Origin of the sequence: Paratractidigestivibacter sp. (assembly GCF_963660155.1) — a bacterium.
Classification (GTDB): Bacteria; Actinomycetota; Coriobacteriia; order Coriobacteriales; family Atopobiaceae; genus Paratractidigestivibacter.
This window is the reverse complement of the sequence record NZ_CAVKWG010000017.1, coordinates 199494-218616: the sequence shown is the minus strand read 5'-3', so window position 1 is coordinate 218616 and position 19123 is coordinate 199494. Positions and strand designations below refer to the sequence as shown.

Annotated in this window: 20 protein-coding genes; 18 read left to right on the top strand and 2 right to left on the bottom strand. The window is 65.1% G+C overall.

Annotated features, from left to right (window positions below):
* Positions 1-41 precede the first annotated feature (41 nt).
* The 12 genes from rnd (at position 42) to U5709_RS03285 (ending at position 10295) form a co-directional block, all read left to right on the top strand.
* Positions 42-1178, top strand: coding sequence for a ribonuclease D (gene rnd / locus U5709_RS03340; protein WP_321972779.1), 1137 nt, complete (start codon positions 42-44; stop codon positions 1176-1178).
* A 109-nt stretch (positions 1179-1287) separates the two neighbouring features.
* Entirely contained in the window at positions 1288-2001 is a 714-nt protein-coding gene (locus tag U5709_RS03335; RefSeq protein ID WP_321970756.1) for a zinc metallopeptidase, read from the top strand.
* 2 nt (positions 2002-2003) lie between these two features.
* On the top strand, positions 2004-3341 hold the full coding sequence (gene xseA / locus U5709_RS03330; protein WP_321972778.1) for an exodeoxyribonuclease VII large subunit: 1338 nt from the start codon (positions 2004-2006) through the stop codon (positions 3339-3341).
* Positions 3342-3389: 48 nt separating this feature from the next.
* Positions 3390-3650, top strand: a complete 261-nt coding sequence (gene xseB / locus U5709_RS03325) for an exodeoxyribonuclease VII small subunit (RefSeq protein ID WP_321970754.1) — start codon at positions 3390-3392, stop codon at positions 3648-3650.
* 42 nt (positions 3651-3692) lie between these two features.
* Complete coding sequence (locus U5709_RS03320) at positions 3693-4043, top strand: histidine triad nucleotide-binding protein (protein WP_321972777.1); 351 nt, start codon at positions 3693-3695, stop codon at positions 4041-4043.
* A gap of 6 nt (positions 4044-4049) precedes the next feature.
* Positions 4050-4460: a C-GCAxxG-C-C family protein gene (locus tag U5709_RS03315; RefSeq protein ID WP_321970752.1), complete on the top strand. Its 411-nt coding sequence runs from the start codon at positions 4050-4052 to the stop codon at positions 4458-4460.
* A 167-nt stretch (positions 4461-4627) separates the two neighbouring features.
* A complete protein-coding gene (locus U5709_RS03310; RefSeq protein ID WP_321970751.1) occupies positions 4628-5800 on the top strand; it encodes an acetate kinase in 1173 nt (390 codons plus the stop codon).
* 353 nt (positions 5801-6153) lie between these two features.
* On the top strand, positions 6154-7140 hold the full coding sequence (locus tag U5709_RS03305; protein WP_321970750.1) for a glutamate ABC transporter substrate-binding protein: 987 nt from the start codon (positions 6154-6156) through the stop codon (positions 7138-7140).
* Positions 7141-7227: 87 nt separating this feature from the next.
* On the top strand, positions 7228-7887 hold the full coding sequence (locus U5709_RS03300) for an ABC transporter permease subunit (protein ID WP_321972776.1): 660 nt from the start codon (positions 7228-7230) through the stop codon (positions 7885-7887).
* Positions 7884-8705 (top strand): amino acid ABC transporter permease, encoded by an 822-nt coding sequence (locus U5709_RS03295; protein ID WP_321970748.1) that lies wholly within the window; start codon positions 7884-7886, stop codon positions 8703-8705. The genes U5709_RS03300 and U5709_RS03295 overlap by 4 nt, the downstream gene beginning before the upstream one ends.
* Before the next feature lie 25 nt (positions 8706-8730).
* Entirely contained in the window at positions 8731-9489 is a 759-nt protein-coding gene (locus U5709_RS03290) for an amino acid ABC transporter ATP-binding protein (protein WP_321970747.1), read from the top strand.
* A 5-nt stretch (positions 9490-9494) separates the two neighbouring features.
* Positions 9495-10295 carry a gamma-glutamyl-gamma-aminobutyrate hydrolase family protein gene (locus U5709_RS03285; RefSeq protein ID WP_321972775.1) on the top strand — a complete coding sequence of 267 codons (801 nt, stop codon included), beginning with the start codon at positions 9495-9497 and terminating at the stop codon, positions 10293-10295.
* Positions 10296-10782: 487 nt separating this feature from the next.
* Here U5709_RS03285 and U5709_RS03280 read toward each other — a convergent pair whose 3' ends face one another.
* Entirely contained in the window at positions 10783-11667 is an 885-nt protein-coding gene (locus U5709_RS03280; RefSeq protein WP_321970745.1) for an aldose 1-epimerase family protein, read from the bottom strand.
* 173 nt (positions 11668-11840) lie between these two features.
* On the opposite strand from U5709_RS03280, the gene pckA reads away from it, so the two are divergent.
* Positions 11841-13439: a phosphoenolpyruvate carboxykinase (ATP) gene (gene pckA / locus U5709_RS03275; RefSeq protein WP_321972774.1), complete on the top strand. Its 1599-nt coding sequence runs from the start codon at positions 11841-11843 to the stop codon at positions 13437-13439.
* Between the two features lie 154 nt (positions 13440-13593).
* On the opposite strand, the gene U5709_RS03270 is transcribed toward pckA, so the two are convergent.
* Positions 13594-14652 (bottom strand): DUF1015 family protein, encoded by a 1059-nt coding sequence (locus tag U5709_RS03270; RefSeq protein ID WP_321972773.1) that lies wholly within the window; start codon positions 14650-14652, stop codon positions 13594-13596.
* A 254-nt stretch (positions 14653-14906) separates the two neighbouring features.
* On the opposite strand from U5709_RS03270, the gene cobM reads away from it, so the two are divergent.
* From cobM to U5709_RS03245, 5 genes are read left to right on the top strand one after another with little or no spacing between them, the layout of a single operon-like run.
* Positions 14907-15668 (top strand): precorrin-4 C(11)-methyltransferase, encoded by a 762-nt coding sequence (cobM, locus tag U5709_RS03265; protein ID WP_321972772.1) that lies wholly within the window; start codon positions 14907-14909, stop codon positions 15666-15668.
* A 15-nt stretch (positions 15669-15683) separates the two neighbouring features.
* On the top strand, positions 15684-16106 hold the full coding sequence (locus U5709_RS03260; RefSeq protein WP_321972771.1) for a sirohydrochlorin cobaltochelatase: 423 nt from the start codon (positions 15684-15686) through the stop codon (positions 16104-16106).
* A 2-nt stretch (positions 16107-16108) separates the two neighbouring features.
* Positions 16109-17293, top strand: coding sequence for a cobalt-precorrin-5B (C(1))-methyltransferase CbiD (gene cbiD / locus U5709_RS03255; RefSeq protein ID WP_321972770.1), 1185 nt, complete (start codon positions 16109-16111; stop codon positions 17291-17293).
* A 3-nt stretch (positions 17294-17296) separates the two neighbouring features.
* Positions 17297-18007, top strand: coding sequence for a precorrin-2 C(20)-methyltransferase (cobI, locus tag U5709_RS03250; RefSeq protein WP_321972769.1), 711 nt, complete (start codon positions 17297-17299; stop codon positions 18005-18007).
* Positions 18004-19113 (top strand): cobalt-precorrin 5A hydrolase, encoded by a 1110-nt coding sequence (locus U5709_RS03245; protein ID WP_321972768.1) that lies wholly within the window; start codon positions 18004-18006, stop codon positions 19111-19113. The genes cobI and U5709_RS03245 overlap by 4 nt, the downstream gene beginning before the upstream one ends.
* Positions 19114-19123 lie beyond the last annotated feature (10 nt).

The window sequence follows — 19123 nt, the reverse complement described above, 5'->3', positions numbered from 1 at the left end:
AATCCAGAATCTTACCCGTACCCGCCGAGAATCGAGCGCTCTTGTACATATCCACCCAAGACGAGCTCGACGCTTATTGCGAGCAGGCGCGCGCCTGCCGCGTCATAGCCGTCGATACCGAGTTCCTGCGCGAGAAGACCTATTTCCCGCGCTTGTGCCTCATCCAGGTCAACGCCGGCGGTGCCATCGCCGCCATCGACCCCATCCTCATCGAGGACCTCACTCCCCTCGCGTCGATCTTCGAGGACGCAGACGTCGTCAAGGTCTTCCACGCCTGCTCGCAGGACCTCGAGGTCATCTTCGACGGCATGGGCTGTACCTGCAATAACGTCTTCGACACGCAGGTCGCGGCCGCTTTTTTGGGGCACAGGCAGCAGATCGGCTACGGCGCGCTCGTCGAGGCGTACACCGGCGTGAGCCTTGCCAAGGCCGAGGCGCTGACCGACTGGTCGCGCCGGCCGCTCGACCCCGAGCAACTGGTTTACGCCGAGGACGACGTCCGCTACCTGCCGGACATCTATGAATCCATGGTTTCCGAGCTTATCGAGCGCGACCGCTTGGCGTGGGTGCTTCCCGAGATGGCCGAGGTGAGCGATCCCGCCCGCTACCAGAAGGACCCCGCCGATGCCTACCTGCGCCTAAAGCGCGCCGCCTCACTGACGCGCCGCCAGCTCGCGGTTGCCCGAGAAGTCTGCCGGTGGCGAGAGGAGACGGCAGCCACTCGCGATGTGCCTCGCAAATGGCTGCTCTCCGACGAGGTCATCGTCGAGCTCTGCCGTCGCACGCCGACGTCGCTGCCGCGCCTTCGCCGCATCCGCGGGCTCGAGAAGTCGCCCGAGGGTGATTGCCGCCAGGTCATCGCCGCCATCGAGCGCGGCCTCAAGTGCGCCCCCGGGGATTTCCCCGCGGCCATCAAGCAGCGTGCCCGCTCGGTGTCTCCAGACAAAGACGGCGCGCTCGACCTCATGTACGCCGTGCTGCGCGTCGTGGCCGATCGCGCTGGGCTTGCGCCGCAGGTCATCGCCAGCAAAGATGACCTCGCCGACCTTCTCGCGGGTTCTGAGGGCTCGAGACTGCTCCTCGGATGGCGCCACGAGGTCGCGGGCCGCACGCTCGAGCGCCTGCTCGCAGGTGAGCTCGGCCTCACCATCAAGGACGGCAGGATCGAGATCCTGTAGCTGCTCTGCATGTGAGCGGTTTAATTGTTGTCCCGTGCGCGGGATATCTTTTCGGTGATTCGCCCGGACACGGGTATAAGCCGCTCAGATTCGTTTATCAGGGAGGTTCATGGTGGGTATTGGATATTACGGGTACGGGTTCTACGGTATGGACCCGTTCTACATCGTCCTCGTCGTCGCGTCGCTCGTCCTCGGCCTCGCCACGCAGGCCTACATCAAGCATGCCTATGCGAAGTGGTCGGCTGTCCCGGCATCTATTCCCGGCACGGGGGCCGAGGTGGCGCGGCGCATGCTCAACGAGGGCGGCGCGGGAAACATCGCCATCGACCGCATCGGCGGCGAGCTGACCGACAACTTCAACCCGCAGGACGCCTGCCTGCACCTCTCTGAGGAGAACTTCTCGGGGGCGTCGGTGGCCTCGGTCGCCGTGGCGTGCCATGAGGCGGGCCACGCCGTTCAGGCCGCGAAGGGCTTCTCGATGTATCGGCTGCGCACGTCGCTCGTCCCGGTGGTGAGCCTGGCCTCCAACTTCTGGTGGCTTGTGCTCATGCTCGGCATCTTTATGAACGTGGCCGGGCTCGTCACCGCCGCCATCTGGCTTTTTGCCGCGACGGTCGTGTTCTCGCTCGTCACGCTGCCCGTCGAGATCGACGCCTCCCGCCGCGCCGTCGCGTATCTGCGCACCTACGGGGCCGGCGTCGACGAGAAGGGCGCCAAGCAGGTGCTCACCGCGGCGGCGCTCACCTACGTTGCCTCCGCCCTCATCTCCATCTTGCAGCTGCTCTATTACCTCAGCCGCTATGGCGGAAGGAACAGGGACTAATCGTGGCCGCGAGCAAGGAAGAGCCGCTCAGCGTATCCGAGGCGGTGGGGCTCGCCAAGGGCAACGTCGCCGCTTGGCCCGCGCTTACCGTCACGGGCGAGGTCTCCGGGTTCCGGGGCCCCAACGCCCGAAGCGGCCACTGCTACTTCGAGGTCAAGGACGACGGCGCCGCCATGAGCGTCATCGTGTGGCGCGGCACCTACGCCAAGGCGGGCTTCGAGCTGCGCGACGGGCTGCAGGTGCAGCTCACCGGCAAATTCGACATCTACCAGGCCTCGGGTAAGTTCTCCTTCGTGGCGAGCAGGCTTGAGGTGGCCGGCGAGGGCGTCCTTCGCCAGCAGGTGGCCGAGCTCGCGCGCAAGCTCGAGCGCGAGGGCCTCATGGACGCCGACCGCAAGCGCCGCATCCCCGCGTTCTGCTCGCGCATCTGCGTGTGCACGTCGCTCTCCGGTTCCGTCATCGAGGACGTCAAGCGCACGCTCAAACGCCGCAACCCGCTCGTGGCCATCGACGTCGTGGGGTGCAGCGTGCAGGGCGCGACAGCCCCCGCCACCATCGTGCGGGCGCTCGAGGTCGCGGGCGCGACCGCACCCGACGCCGTGCTGCTGGTGCGGGGCGGAGGCTCCTTCGAGGACCTCATGTGCTTCAACGACGAGCAGGTCGCGCGGGCCGTCGCGGCATGCCCCGTGCCCGTTGTCACCGGCATCGGGCACGAGCCGGACACCTCTATTGCCGACATGGTGGCCGATCGCCGCTGCTCCACGCCGACCGCGGCCGCAGAGTCCGTGGCGCCTGCCATCGACGAGGTCGAGCGGCAGATGGTCCAGCGGCGCGCGAGGCTCGGTCATGCCATGACCTCGCTTCTGGAGCGTTCCGTCGACTCGGTCGATGCGCTCGACCGGCTTGCCGGAAACGCGATGGCCTCCATCCTCTCGTCCAAGCGCGCGGCGGTCGAGGCCTATGCCACAAGGCCTTGCCTGACGGATCCGGCCGCTGGCCTGCGCTCGAGCGCAAGCGAGATCGAGCAGACGGCAGAGCGCCTGCACGCCGCCGTGCCGCGAAATCTCGCGCGTCTGCGCGAGGGCTGCGAGCGCGAGGCCGAGCGGCTCGTCGATGCGGCCCCGAGGGTTCTTCGCAAGCCCGAGTCCGACGTCGCCAGGCTCGCGGCCACGCTCGACGCGCTGAGCCCGCTCAAGGTCCTCGGCCGCGGCTACGCCATCGCCCGCGACGATGAGGGCCATGTGCTCAAGTCCGCCTCGGACACGGGCGTGGGCGACGTCATCGGCGTCCAGTTGGGCAAAGGGTCCCTGCGTGCCCAGGTCGTCGGGGTTGAGGGGTAATACAATCTGTGCGCGGTTTATTCGCCGCGCCCGTGAAAGGAGGCCGAAATGGCCGATAAGAACATCGAGGAGATGACCTTCAAGGAGGCTTCCATCGAGCTCGAGAAGATCGTTCGCTCGCTCGAGGCCGGGGACCTCGAGCTCGAGGAGTCGCTCGAGCGCTACGGAAGGGGGGTAGAGCTGCTGAAGAGCCTCCGCGCCCGCCTGAACGACGCCGAGCAGAAGGTGCGCGTCCTTCTCGATGCCACCGACGCCGCACCCGTGACCGATACCCAGTCGGCCCCGGCCACCGCTTATATCGACGAGTAAGCAATGACTCGGGCGCCCGCCCGCCAAAGGAGAGGAAACACCATGTCCGACTGCATTTTTTGCAAGATCGCCAACGGCGAGATCCCGAGCGACTTTCTGTATGAGGACGAGAACGTCGTCGCCTTCAAGGACCTGAATCCGCAGGCCCCCGTCCACGTGCTCGTTGTCCCGAAGGCTCACCACGACAACATCATCGACGGCGTTCCCGCCGATACGCTCGCTTCCATGGCCGCGGCCGCCAAGGCGGTCGCCGAGCAGACCGGCGTCGACAAGACCGGCTTCCGCAGCATCATGAACACCGGCGCCGATGCCGGCCAGACCGTCATGCACCTGCACATGCACGTCCTCGGCGGCGTTAAGCTGGGCGAGGGCCTGCTGCCTAAGGAGGCTTAGAGGAACATGGAATCCCGCATCTCCGATTGCGCCGCCCTTCACGCCAAGGGTTACAACTGCGCACAAGCTATCGCCTGCGCGTACGCCGATCTCGTGGGCGCCGACAAGCAGACGCTTTTCGCCGCGACCGAGGGGCTCGGCCTCGGCATGGGCGGCATGGAGGGCACCTGCGGCGCTCTCAACGGCGCCTGCATCATCTGCGGCCTCGCTAAGTCCGGCGCGGACCTCGAGAACCCGACCACCAAGGGCGCCACGTACAAGGTGTCCCGAGAGCTCGTCTCGCGCTTTGCGGAGGCCTGCGGCGCCACGCGCTGCCGCGACCTCAAGGGCATCGACACGGGCGAGGTCCTGTGCAGCTGCCCGAAGTGCATCGAGAACGCTGCCCGCATCCTCGAGGAGGTCGTGTTCTCCGAGTAGGGTCGCCCTTTGCGCATCCCGCACGTCTGCCCGTTGCGAACATCTCGCGATGGGCAGATTCTGTTTTGAAAACATCTTGCTGTGCGCGAACACAATCCAAGGGTTTATTATTTCGATGCTATGCGGAAATTTAGGTAGCGGGGCCGCACCCGCGCGAGAGGAGATTCATGAACGTCCTGGTCATCAATGCCGGCAGCTCTTCGCTTAAGTACCAGCTGCTAGACGTCGACACCCGCGAGGTCTATGCCAAGGGCAACTGCGAGCGCATCGGCATCGAGGGCTCCTTCATCGGCCACGAGGAGAACGGCTCCGGCAAGCAGAAGCTCGAGGTCGCGCTTCCCGACCACAAGACCGCCATCGACCACGTCTTCGAGATCCTCGAGAACGTTCCCCAGAAGGTCGACGGCATCGGTCACCGCGTCGTCCAGGGCGGCTGGTACTTCCCCGAGTCCGCCATCGTCGACGAGGACGTTCTCGCCAAGGTCCGCGAGGTCGCCCCGCTCGCCCCGCTGCACAACTACGCCGAGGCCGACGTCGTCGAGATCTGCCGCAACAAGTTCCCCGAGCTCGGCAACGTCATCGTCCCGGACACCGCGTTCCACTACAACATGCCCGAGTACGCCTGGCGCTACGCTCTGCCGCGCGACGTCTGCGATAAGCTCCACATCCGCAAGTACGGCGCCCACGGCACCTCTCACCGCTACATCTGGCGCGCGACCAAACAGTTCCTGGGCGACGACGTCCACAAGCTCGTGAGCCTCCACCTCGGCTCCGGCGCCTCCCTGTGCGCCATCGAGGACGGCCGGTGCAAGGACACCACCATGGGCCTCACCCCGCTTGACGGCCTGATCATGGGCACCCGCTGCGGCACCGTCGACCCGGCCACCGTCTTCTTCCTCTCGCGCGAGGGCGGCTACTCCATCGATGAGATCGACACCATGATGAACAAGCAGTCCGGCCTGCTCGCCGTCTCCGCCAAGTCCAACGACTCCCGCGACATCGAGGATGGCGCCGCTGAAGGCGACGAGAAGTGCCAGATGGCCCTCGACATGTTCTATTACCGCACCGCCCAGCTCACCGCCGAGATGGTCTGCTCCATGGAGGGCGTCGACACTATGGTCTTCACCGCCGGCATCGGCGAGAACTCCGACGTGATGCGCCAGGGCGTCATGGATCGCCTTGCCTGGCTCGGCATCAAGATCGACCCCGCCAAGAACGCCGTGCGCTCCGACGAGCCCCGCGTCATCTCCACGGACGACTCCGCGATCAAGGTGCTCGTGGTCCCCACCAACGAGGAGTACATGATCGCTCTCGACGTGGCCGAGCTGCTGAGCAAGTAATTCCTGCTCAAAAGCCCTTAATTTCGCACCCCGGCCTCTTCGGCCGGGGCGCTTTTTCGTGGGGGTCCGGCAGCGGTTTGGGGGCAGACACCTTTTCGCACACGAACCTCGGTATCAGCGAATTGACCCGAGGATTCGGCGACCTACTCACAACCGCGACAATCGTGCGAAAAGGTGCCTGTCCCCAAACTGCAGCCGTGCCGCGACAGGCGCCGCTTGTTTGTTACATCGCGGTTACGTGCCGAAAGTATACCTAGGGGGTAGGATTTAAGGACTCTTTAGTCGGGTATAGTGCTCGTTACGTCCCGACCAGAGATTTGTTCAGGGGACACCGAGATAGGGGAGGAAATCCAATGAAGAAGCTCATGTTCGATCGTCGCCAGGCCCTCGGCCTCGGCGCCTTCGCCTTCGCAGCGCTCGGCCTCGCCGCTTGCTCCGAGGGCCCGTCCGATTCCGGTTCTACCAGCTCCAGCAGCTCTTCCAGCTCCTCGACGACCGAGGAGTCCAGCGTCGTCGAGATCGACAAGGACGCTTTCGACAAGCTCATCGCCTCCGTTGCGCAGGCCGACGACGCCACCATCGAGGCCAATGCATGGGCCAAGGCCATCAAAGAGCGCGGCTCCTTCAACCTCGGCGCCACCCGCACCTCCGTGCTCTTCTCTCAGCTCAACGAGCAGGACAACGTCACGCGCGGCTTTGACGCGGGCATCTATCTGTCGCTCATCCGCTACATCCTCGGTTCCGAGACCGCCTACGAGTACACGCAGGTGACCTCCGATACCCGTGAGTCGGTCCTGCAGAACGACACCGTGGACGCCGTCTTCGCCACCTACTCCATCACGGACAAGCGCAAGGAGGTCATCGACTTCGCCGGCCCGTACTTCTCCACGCAACAGGGCATCCTCGTCGCCGCGAGCAACACCGACATCAACTCGCTCGCCGACCTCGCCGGCAAGAAGGTCGCCGTCCAGTCCGGCTCCACCGGCCCGACCGTCCTCGCTGAGTACGCGCCTGAGGCCGTGGCCCAGGAGTTCACCAAGGACGACGAGTGCCGCACTGCCCTTGAGCAGGGCCGCGTCGACGCCTATGTGGTCGACCAGACCCTCCACATGGGCAACATCGTGAAGAACCCTGGCAAGTACCGCCTCGCCGGCGACGCTTTCGGTCCCGAGGACAATTACGGCATCGGCATCAAGAAGGGCTCCGACGGCGTCGAGTTCGTCAATGCCTTCCTCAAGAGGTTCGAGGAGGACGGCACCTGGGCCAAGCTCTACAAGATTGCCATCGCCGACCGCTGCGGCCTCTCCACCACTCCCGAGCCGCCCGCAATCGGCGCGTAATCAGGCGCACGCCTAATACGCACGTCACGCAGGGGCCTCCCGCCGCAACGGGCCGGAGGCCCCTTTTCCCAAGATTAGGGGGTAGACATGGGGTTCGCGGAGCTTCTATCCGCATACGGGCCGGAGTACCTCACGGCCCTTCTCACCACTTGGCGCATCACGGCGTTCTCGTTTGTGCTGGTCATGGTTTTCTCGGTGATGGTCACGGTCCTTCGCGTGTGCCCGTTCAAGCCGCTGCGGGTCCTGGGCGACCTCTATGTCCAGATCTTCCGGAACATCCCGGGCGCGGTCCTCATCCTCATCATAGTATATGCGCTGCCGTACCTTAAGGTCGTCCTCGACTACGAGCCGGCGGTCGTCGTCTGCACGGTCCTTCTGGGCACCGCCTTCGGTTCCGAGAACTTCATGACGGGCATCAACACCATCGGCGTCGGCCAGATCGAGGCCGCGCGCTCGATCGGCCTCTCGTTCACGCAAATCCTGCGCCACATCGTGATCCCGCAGGCCCTTCGCTCCACGGTCCTGCCCATGACGAACCTGCTCATCGCCGTTATGCTGACCACGGCCTTGGGCTCGCAGGTCCCCATGAGCCCCCAGGAGCTCACCGGCATCGTGAGCTACATCAACACGCGCGAGTCCGCGGGCATCGTCACCTTCGCCCTCTCGGCCTGCGGCTACATCGCCACGGCTCTCGTCGTTGGCCTCGCCGGCAATAAGCTCGACGAGAAGGTGCGGGTGATCCGATGAACGCACAGACTTCCATGCGCGACGCCCTCTACGAGGCGCCCGGCCCCAAGACCCGCAAGAAGATGCTCGTCGGCACCGTCGTGTCGCTTATTGCCGTGGCGGCGCTCGCGGCCTGGGTCGTCTACCGTTTCTGGGTCACGGGCCAACTCTCGATGCGCTATTGGGAGCTCTTCAGCTGGCACTCGACGTGGCGCTACCTCAGCATCGGCCTTCTGGGTACCTTCGAGGTCGCGCTTTGTGCTGCGGCGATCTCCATCGTCCTCGGCTTGCTGCTCATGCTCGGGCGCATCAGCTCGAGCAAGGTGCTCCGCGGCGTCTGCGCCGTCGTCGTCAACTTCCTGCGCGGCGTCCCGAGCCTGCTCTTCATCTACGGCTTCTTCTTTATCGTGCCGTCCTTCGGGCTCAAGATGCCGGCGTTCTGGATGCTCTGCCTGCCCGTGAGCCTGGCCGCCTCGGGCGTCCTCGCCGAGGTCTTCCGAGCAGGCGTCAACGCCGTGCCGCGCGGCCAGACCGAGGCCGGTCTCTCCATCGGCCTCTCGCCGTGGAAGGTCAAGACCAAGATCGTGCTCCCGCAGGCGATCCGCTTCGTCATCCCCTCGCTCATCAGCCAGCTCGTGGTCGTCGTCAAGGACACGGCGCTCGCTTATGTGGTGAGCTACCCCGACCTCATGCAGAATGCCCAGGTCCTGCGCACGAACTACGACGCCATGGTGTCCACGTTCCTCGTCGTGGCCGTCATCTACATCCTCATCAACTACCTCATCAACAAAGCCGCCGTCTACGTCTCGCGCCGCACCGGCGCGAAGATCATCCGCTAACGGGCTCGAAGAACGAAGGAGAGACATGAGCCAAGAAACCCAGGGCGCGGCCCCCATCATCGAGCTCCGCCACGTCGACAAGCACTACGGCGACCTGCATGTCCTCAAGGACATCAACCTCTCGATCGGCCGAGGTGAGGTCGTGGTCGTCATCGGCCCCTCCGGTTCCGGCAAGTCGACCATGTGCCGCACCATTAACCGCCTCGAGACGATCGACTCCGGCGAGATTCTCATCGAGGGCAAACCGATGCCCCAAGAGGGCCGAGAGCTCACGAACATGCGTGCTGAGCTGGGCATGGTTTTCCAGAGCTTCAACCTCTTCGCGCATCTCACCATTCTCCAGAACGTGACCTTGGGCCCCATCCAGGTCCTCGGCATGAAGAAGGAGGAGGCCGAGAAGGCCGCCATGGACCTGCTCGCGCGCGTCGGCGTGGCCGAGCAGGCGAACAAGGTGCCGGCCCAGCTCTCGGGTGGCCAGCAGCAGCGCGTCGCCATCGCCCGCTCGCTCGCCATGAACCCGAAGGCGATGCTCTTCGACGAGCCCACGAGCGCCCTTGACCCCGAGATGATCAACGAGGTCCTCGACGTCATGGTCAACCTCGCGCGCGGCGGCATGACGATGATCGTCGTCACCCACGAGATGAACTTCGCACGGCGCGTCGCCGACCGCGTCATCTTCATGGCCGACGGCGCAATCGTGGAGACGGGCACGCCCGATGAGTTCTTCGACAACCCCAAGACCGAGCGCGCCCGCGACTTCCTCAACTCCATCAAGGGGCACTAATCCAAATGGCGACCTGCGTTTCTTGCGATACCTGCAACCCCGCCTGCCCCGTGCGCGGCGGGTCCCCGTCGACTCGTCCGCTCATCTTCGTCTCGCCGCGCTTCGAGCCCGGCCGCATGTACGGCGACGAGCAGCTCTCTCCCAACGAGGCCACGACCAAGTGCTACGTCGACGCCATCTTCGAAGCAGGCGGCCTGCCTGTCATGATGAACATCCCCGAGGACGACACGCTCATCGAGGAGTACGTGCGCCGCGCCGACGGCATCTGCCTGCCCGGCGGCCCGGACGTCTCGCCGCGCCTTTGGGGGGATGCGTCCGAGCACCCCGGCTGCACGTTTTGCCCCGAGCGCGATGCCTTTGAGCTGCCTTTGATTCGCGCCTGCGTCGCGGCTGACAAGCCGCTCTTCACCATTTGCCGCGGCACGCAGATGCTGAACGTCGCCTTCGGCGGGACCTTATGCATGGACGTCCCCAGCCTGCCGAGGAAGCCGGGCTCCACCCCGCACGTGCACGCGAACCTGATCAAGACGGCCACGCACGATGTCCTCATCGAGGAGGGGACGATTCTTCAGCGGGCGTGCGGGGGAGAGGAGCGCTACGCCGTGAACTCCGCCCATCACTGCTGCGTGGAGCGCTTGGGGCGAGGGCTTATCTCGAACGCCCGCTCCGACGACGGTGTCCCCGAGGGCATCGAGATGCCAAACAAGCGTTTCGTCCTCGGAGTCCAATGGCACCCTGAGTACACGTGGTATAGCTGCGACGCCGACTTCGCGCTATGGAAAGCGTTCGTAGACGCCTGCAGGTAGCTTCGGCGGCGGGTCCTCGTCGCCGGCTGCGCGGCACGCGAAGAAAACGGCCCGGGTTGGTCTGTTGAGGCCCGCTTGCAAAGAAAACGGCCCGAGTTGGTATGTTTGCAAAGAAAACGCCTTCACTTGGCCACAACTGGACCAACTCGACGCGTTTTCTCTGCAAAATCACCCCGCGTGCACCAAGCGGCCGCGCTTTCTTTGCGGCGCGAGGCCGCGCGCACAAACTAACCGCGCTTATCCACACGTGAGGTGCCGAGAGGCGCGCCCTTCCCTCATTGCTCAGCGCTCGCTTCGCTCGCTGGCTGGCGCGAAATGGCTCTGAGGGACGGGCGCGTCTCTCGGCTTCTTTCTGTGGCGAGAACGAAGGATGGCCCCGGGCCTTCTCTTCCCTTAAAAGCGATTTCGCGCAGAGAGCGAGCATAGCGAGCGCTGAGCGTTAAGGGGAGAGAAGGCCCGGGGCCATCCGTGCGTTAGGAGCGGTTTTCTAGAACGGCGTTACTGTGAACGCGAGCTCGGTCGATTCGCCGGGGGCGAGCACCATGGTAGATCGCTTGGCCTCGAAGGCCTCGGGCTCATCGTAGGCCGAGGCACAGCCGTGCCAGGGTTCAAGGGCGACGAAGGGCGCCGTCTCGCTGGCCGACCACACGCCGAAGTAGTCGAAGCCCGGGAACTCGAGCTCGACGCCGTGGCCGCTCTTCTTGCCGACGAGGCTCACGCGGTTGCCCGGCACGTCGCAGAGCACGATCGTCAGGTGCTCAGCGATGAGCTCATGGCTGAGGTCGAACTCGCGCTGGTCCTCGAAGAGCGTCGTCATGTTGCCGAAGTCATGGATGCCGGCCTCGTCGATGGCGGGGATGCGGGCGGTCCAGGCTTCGGGGAAGACGAGCTTGTAGTCGTCGAAGGTCTCGCCCTCGGCGCCGGGCACGGGCACGTTGAAAGCAGGGTGGCCGCCAAGCGTGAAAGGCAGGTCGACGTCGCCGGTGTTCGTCACCTTGAAGGCCTGGGCGAGCGACGTTCCGTCGACGGAGTAGGTCATGTTCAGCTTGAAATCGAAGGGGAAGGCGGCGCGGGTCTCGTTGTTTGAGGTGAGCTCGTAGGTCACACTGCTCTCGCCGGAGTCGACGAGCCTGTGGTCATAGAGGCGCGCGATGCCGTGGCGCTTGAGGTGCACGGGGCCCCGCTCGCTCACAGACTCGTCGCCGCGCAGGCAGCCGACGATGGGGAAGAGGACGGGGGCACGGCGCGCCCAAAACTCGGGGTCGCCCTGCCACAGATACTCGGCGTCGCCGACCTTTAGGCTCATGAGCTGGGCGCCCATGGAGTCGATCGTGGCCGATAGGCCCTTAGCGCAAATCGTCGTGCAAGTCATCCGAGATTCCCTTCTCGAAAAAATAGTTACCACCTGTAGAACTTTACCTTTAGGCAACACGCATTCGGGGCAAAATGGCGTTTGTGAGTGCCGATTCGTACCCTTTGGGCGGCGAGCGGCATAACGGTTTATTAGCCGGCCCATAAGGCCGTTTTAAAGGAGGCTTTGTCCCTATGATCATCGAAGAGCTCGCCCACTACGGTATTGCCCACACCGACGACATGACCTGGATCGACTGCTCGCCCGCGGTCCTTATCGAGAAGGCCGTCGACCGCGGCGAGGGCACCTTGGCTTCCAATGGCGCCCTGTGCGTCGAAACCGGCCAGTACACCGGCCGCTCGCCCAAGGACCGCTTCGTCGTCGACACCCCTGAGGTCCACGACACGATCGCCTGGGGCGAGGTCAACGTGCCCATCTCCAAGGAGGATTACGCCCGCATCAAGGCCGAGGTCATCGCTCACTTCTCCGAGCGCCGCCTCTTTGTGGTACACGGCATCGCCGGCGCCGATCGCCGCTATTCGCGCAAGTTCTGCGTCATCACCGAGCTCGCCAGCCAGGCGCTCTTCGCGCACCAGATGCTCGTGCGTCCCACCGACGAGGAGCTCGCCAACTACGGCCTCGCCGACTTCGTCGTCATGGCCGCGCCTAAGCTGAAGCTCGACCCCGAGGTCCACCACACCCACTCCGAGGCCGCCGTCATCCTTAACTTCACCGAGAAGGTCATCCTGGTCGTCGGCACCCAGTACTCCGGCGAGATCAAGAAGGCCATCTTCTCGACGATGAACTACCTTCTTCCTGTCGAGGACCACGTGCTTCCCATGCACTGCTCCTGCAACATGAACCCGACCTCGCACGGCACGACGGTCTTCTTCGGCCTTTCCGGTACCGGCAAGACGACCCTCTCGGCCGCCGAGAACCGAAAGCTCATCGGTGACGACGAGCACGGCTGGGCCGAGAACTCCGTTTTCAACATCGAGGGCGGCTGCTACGCCAAGACCATCAACATCACCGAGGAGACCGAGCCGCAGATCTGGCACGCCATCAAGTTCGGCTCCATCTGCGAGAACGTCGTCATCGACAAGTGGAGCCGCAAGGCCGACTACTTCGACACCTCGCTCACCGAGAACGGCCGCGTGGCCTACCCGGTCGAGTTCATCGACAACGCCGTGCTCGCCGGCAAGGCCAAGCGCACGCCCGACGTCGTCATCTTCCTCACGGCCGACGCGTTCGGCGTGCTGCCCCCGATCTCCAAGCTCGACAAGAACGCCGCCATGTACCACTTCATGACCGGCTTCACCTCTAAGGTCGCCGGTACCGAGCGCGGCATCAAGGAGCCCCAGCCCACCTTCTCGAGCCTCTTCGGCGAGCCTTTCATGCCGCTCGACCCCATGGTCTACGGCCAGATGCTCGGCGAAAAGATCGAGCACGGCGGCACCCGCGTCTACCTGATCAACACCGGCTGGACCGGCGGCTCCTACGGCACCGGCGAGCGCATCAAGCTCAAGTACACCCGCAAGATGGTCGAGGCCGCCCAGTCCGGCATCATCGACGACTGCGAGTTCGTCCACGACGAGCGCTTCAACCTCGAGGTGCCCACGGGCTGCCCGGATGTGCCCGCCGAGCTTCTCGACCCCAGGAGCACCTGGGCCGACAAGGACGCCTACGACGAGACCGCCGAGAAGCTCGCTCGCATGTTCGTCGAGAACGCCGATAAGCGCCTTCAGTCCATGTCCGACGAGGTCCGCGCCGCCGGCCCGCACCCGCTGGGGTAGGCTTCAGGTCACAACGTAAGGCTTGCGAGCGTCGAGTCCGACGGGAGTCTCTCCCTGGGCTCGGCGCTCACTTCGTTCGCTGTGCGACTTGCCCCGAGAGAAACTCCCGTCGGGCACGGCAGACCCGATGAAGGACGCTCGGCTTCATATCTGCTTAGCTCCTGAAGTCCCTGACGACAATGCCGGGCAGCGGTTTGGGCTCAAACCAGGTGGTCTTGGGTGGCATGAGGATACCGTGTGACGCCATGTCGCGAACAGGCCCGATGCCCGTAGGCGCAATGCGAAACACGACGTCGCGCGGACCTGCAAGACCTGCGGCATCTGCGGTCGTTTTACAGGCGGGAAGACAGAAGAGTCGTTCGTCTCTTGCGGGGTCTGAAATGTCGAGAAACGGCTCCAGCACGCGGTCCTGAAGAAGGCGCGCGTCGCTTGTCAGATTGTCGGCGTCGCCCAGCAAAATCGAGTGCCACTGGCTTGCGTCCCACAGTTGTGCCAGGCGAGGGCCTGCAACGCCGTCGGAGGCTCGCGTGACAAGACCGCCCTCGGCGATCCTCTCGGCAAGGCCGTCTCGGTCGACCACTAGTGACACCACTCGCTCGCAGGCGCCCACGGAGAAGTCCTTGTCGGCAAACAGCGCCACAAGCATGCTCTTGCAGCACGATGCGGTGGCCTTGGCCCTGTGGTGGCCGTCGGCTATCAGGGGCTCCTCGGCTTTCGCTAGGAGGGCCTGCACGCTCGTTGCCGCGGCTCCGTCGAGCACCCATAGGGTGTCGGAGCGCTCGGCATCTTGAAGCTCGATAAGTGGCGATACGTCACCTACGGCACCTTTTGCTAGCTGGATGGCATCGTGCGTAGCCTCATCCGCGCCGGCGAGAAGGACGGGGCCGGTTTGCAGGCCGGTGTCCGCAAGATACTCCGTCCGGATGCGCACGGTCTTCTCAAGGGTCTGCTCATGGGCAAGCATTCCATCGGCGTACTCGCAGGCAGCGACGCTGCCAATCAGCCCCCAGGCATCCCTGTGGCCAACACGACGCACCCGGTAGGCAAGAAGCGCGGGGCCATCGGACGTTCGAAGGGCTCCCTGCGAGCTGAGGTCTCGCAGCCTTTGACGCAGGTCGTCTGCTTTGCTGGAGCCAGGCCAGTCGAGCTTTGCCAGCCGTCCTGCCGCGGCGGCGTCTGCGGGACAGATGGCGCAAAACGGCTCGAGCTGCATAGCGTGTCCCCTCTCGCGTCGGACCCGTTTCCCGGGCCGAGACTTGACGCCGGAAATTATGGCATAGCTTAGGTGGTCCTTCGCGACTCGTGGCCTTACCCTCGCGACGCGCCAAGGGTCAAAAAAGTACCTATCTGGGGCAAGACCCCGTGAACGAAGCAAACAAGCAAGTTGTTAGAATGGCCTTAGAAGTGCAAATTACGGCTCTTGGAGCCTGCAAAATTTGATTGAATAGTCTGATCTGGAGGACCAAGATGGTCAACTTCGTCGGAGCCGGCTCTGGCGCCGAGGACCTCATCACCGTTCGTGGCCAGCGCCTGCTTTCGCAGGCAGACGTGGTCATCTGGGCGGGCAGCCTCGTGAACCCCGCCCTTCTCGACAATTGCAAACCTGGCTGCCAGATCCACGACTCCGCCAAGATGACCCTCGAGGAGGTCATCGACGTTATGGTGGACGCCGAGTCCCAGGGCCTTGAGGTCGTGCGCCTGCACACCGGTGACCCCTCCATCTACGGCGCCATCCGCGAGCAGATGGACGCCCTTGACGAGCGCGGCATCGGCTACGAGGTGTGCCCGGGCGTCTCCAGCTTCTGCGGTGCCGCTGCGGCCCTTCGCGCCGAGCTCACCCTTCCCGCCGTCAGCCAGTCGGTCATCCTCACGCGCCTCGAGGGCCGTACCCCCAAGCCCGCCGGCGAGGCCACCAGAGACCTTGCCGCACACGGTGCCACGATGGTCGTGTTCCTGTCCGCCGGCATGCTGGCAGACCTCCAGAGGGAGCTTCTCGCGGGCGGCGCCTACACCGAGGACACGCCTGCTGCCATCGTCTACAAGGCCACCTGGCCTGACGAGCGCGTCATGCGCTGCACCGTGGGCACGCTTGCCCAGACCGGCGAGGAGAACGACATCCACCTTACGGCGCTCGTCGTTGTGGGCAGCGTGCTCGCAGGCCCCTACGACCGCTCGAAGCTCTACGACCCCACGTACGTGACCCTGTTCCGTCAGGCCTCCCGCTCCTAGCGAAAGAGGCAGATCATGCAGGGAATCCTCTTTTCGAGCAACGGCGGGAGCCACGCAGACACCCAGACCTCGTGCCTTGACACCGTCTGCGACCAGCTTGTGTCGGATGCCGGTGGCGATAACGATAAGCCGCTTTGCGAAATCCGTAGCTGCGCCTCGCTTTTCGAAAGGGTTCGCGTAGGCGATCCCACCTTCGACGAGGTGATGGCGCTTCTCGCCAAGGGCGGCCATCGCCGCGTGCGCCTGAGCCCGCTGAGGCTCGCGGCCGGCGACCACGCCAAGAACGACATGATTGGTCCCGACCCGGACAGCTGGGCCAGTCGCCTTATCGCGGCGGGCTACGACGTTGACGTCTGCCTGCGCGGACTTGGCGAGCTTGCCGCTGTGCGCCAGCTGTATGCCGCACACTCCCGCGACGCTCGGCCGCAGGGGGAGTAGCTGTGGCGTTTGAGCACTATGTCATGACGGGAACCAAGCGCTTGCGCTGCGGATACACCACGGGCAGCTGCGCTGCCATGGCCGCGGGGGCCGCCACGACCGCCCTTCTTACCGGCGAGTTTCCCGACCGCGCCCGCATCAAGACGCCGGCCGGCATCTGCGTGGAGGCCGACGTCTTGCAGGCGGAGCTTCTCGATGGGGGCGCCCGCGCCGTGGCCGCCATTCGCAAGGACGGCGGCGACGACGTGGACGCTACCGACGGCATGCTCGTCTTTGCCGAGGTCCGTCGCGCAGACGCCCCTGACGCCACGGTTCTGGTCGATGGCGGCCCGGGAGTCGGCAGGGTGACAAAGCCCGGCCTCGACCAGCCGGTCGGCAACGCTGCCATCAACTCGACGCCGCGCTCGATGATCGCCGAGCAGGTGACCTGCGCACGCAACGCCGCGGGCGAGAGGTGCGCCCTTTCTGTCACCGTCTTTGCCCCCGAGGGCGAACGCATCGGCGCCAGAACCTTCAACCCGCATATGGGCATCGAGGGCGGCATCTCCATCCTGGGCACCACGGGGATCGTCTGGCCGCGCTCCGTGGCGGCGCTGATCGACTCAATCAAGCTTGAGATTCGCCAGAACGCTGCCCTTGGCCACCGAGGCCTCGTGCTGATGCCCGGAAACTACGGCAAGGCCTTCTTTGACACGACCCCCGAGCTCGTCGGCCTGCCGCACGTCGAGTACGCCAACTACCTTGGCGAGGCCCTGGACGCGGCCGCCGCCGAAGGCTTCGAGCGCGTGCTCGTGGTGGGGCATTCCGGCAAGCTCGCCAAGGTGGCCGGCGGAATCATGGACACCCACTCCCGCACGGCCGACTGCCGCTGCGAAATCATCTGCGCTCACGCGGCCTGCGCCGGCGCCAACACGGCTGTCTGCCGCGAGCTCATGTCCTGCTCGACCACGGACGCCTGCCTTGACGTCCTTAGCCGCGAGGGCCTTCTGGGCGCGGTGTGCACCTCGCTCATAGGCGCCATCGCAGAGCACCTGTCGAGAAGGGCCGCCGGCGCCTTTGAGGTCGAGGCCATCATGTTCAGCAAGCAGCACGGCGAGCTTGGTCGCACCGGGCATGCGTGCGACCTCATCGCCCGCATGCGCCGTGCCTGCGGGCTCGAACCCGTTACTTCCTCCAGCGATAGGTAGACCATGGAAAACGCAAGCGACAGCACCAAAGGCACCCTCTACGGCGTTGGCGTGGGTCCCGGCGACCCCGACCTCATGACCCTCAAGGCCGTTCAGGTCCTCGAGAGGAGCGCCGTTTGGGCCGTGCCTGTCAACAACGGCGGCGCTACCACGGCCCTCGACATCGCCGCGGAGCGCGTGGACGTCTCCGACAAGAAGGTGCTCAAGCTCAAGTTCGTCATGACCAAGGACCCCGACGAGCTGGAGCGCACGCACCGCGAGGCCGCGGCCACCCTTGCCGCCGAGCTCGACGCCGGCCACGACGTCGCCATGCCCAACCTGGGAGACGTCAGCATCTTCTCCACGTTCAAGTACATGATGGAGATCCTCGAGAAGGACGGCTACGACGTTCAGATGATCCCGGGCATCCCGAGCTTCTGCGCCATCGCAGCGCGCCTCAAGACCACGCTCACGCCTTCCATGACCTCGCCTTTCACCGTCGTCCCCTCCGGCTATGGCGAGCTTGGCGAGGCCCTTGCGCTCCCCGGCACCAAGGTCATCATGAAGGCCGGAAAGTCGCTGCCACGTCTTCGCGAGGAGCTTCGCGAGGCCGGCGTCTACGAGAAGACCTCGCTCGTCCAGGACTGCGGCATGCCCACCGAGGTCGTGGCCGTCAACCTTGACGACGCCCCGGAGCAGGGCGGCTACTTCACCACCCTGGTGGTGCGCGCATGACGTCCGCCCTCGGACAAAACGCCGGCAAGAAGGACGTGCCCACGCCCAAGAGGCTCGGCTGCATCGCCTTCACCGAAAATGGCCTTACGCTTGCCCGGCGCATAGCTGACGAGCTGTCGCTTACGGACATGGGCTTCCCCGAGTGGGTGTGCGACGTGGCCCAGGGCTTCGGCCCCTGGCGCATGATGCTTGCCCCCTGGGCCGCCGAGCACTTTGCCGGCGATGACGCCCTTATCGTCGTGGGCTCTTGCGGCATCGCCGTGCGCGCCATCGCGCCCCACGTCACGTCAAAGACCTCCGACCCCGCCGTCATCGTGGTGGACGAGGGCGGACACTGGTGCATCCCCCTGCTCTCCGGCCACATTGGGGGAGCAAACCGCCTGGCCCGCAGGGTCTCGCAGATCATCGGTGCCCAGTGCGTGCTCACCACGGCCACGGACAGCCGTGGCATGTGGTCTGTTGACACCTGGGCCTGCGACCACGGCCTTCTCATCGACGACGCCAGCGCTGTGCGCCTGGTCAGCGGAAAGATGCTGGCCGGACGCACCGTCAGGCTCTACTCGGACGTGCCGCTGGCAGACGAGCCTCCAGAGGGCCTCGAGCTCACCGATGACGTGGCCTCGGCCGACGTGGTGCTCTCGCCCTGGAGGCTGCGCGCGGCCTCGCCCGACGCGCTGTGGCTGATCCCCCGCTGCCTCAGCGTTGGGCTGGGATGTCGCCGCGGAAAGGGCGAGGGCGCCATCCAGACCGCTTGGAAGAAGACTTGCGCAAGCCTCTCGCGCACGGGCCGCGGGGTTGACGAGCGGGCCGTGGCCACGGTGCGCTCCATCGACCTCAAGGCCAACGAGCTGGGGCTTCTCGCCTTCTGTCGCAACCATGGCTGGGAGCTCGAGACCTTCTCGATGCAGGAGTTGGCGCAGGTGGAGGGTTGCGTCTCGGAGCCGTCCGAGCTCGTGGAGCGGGTGACGGGCGTGGACAACGTCTGCGAGCGCGCGGCCCTTCTGGGCGGCGGCACCGTGGTTTGGCCCAAGCACGCCTACGACGGCGTCACCGTCAGCGTGGTCGTGCGAGCCGAGCCGATCTCGTTCAAGACCGATCAGCAATAGGTATGATCAG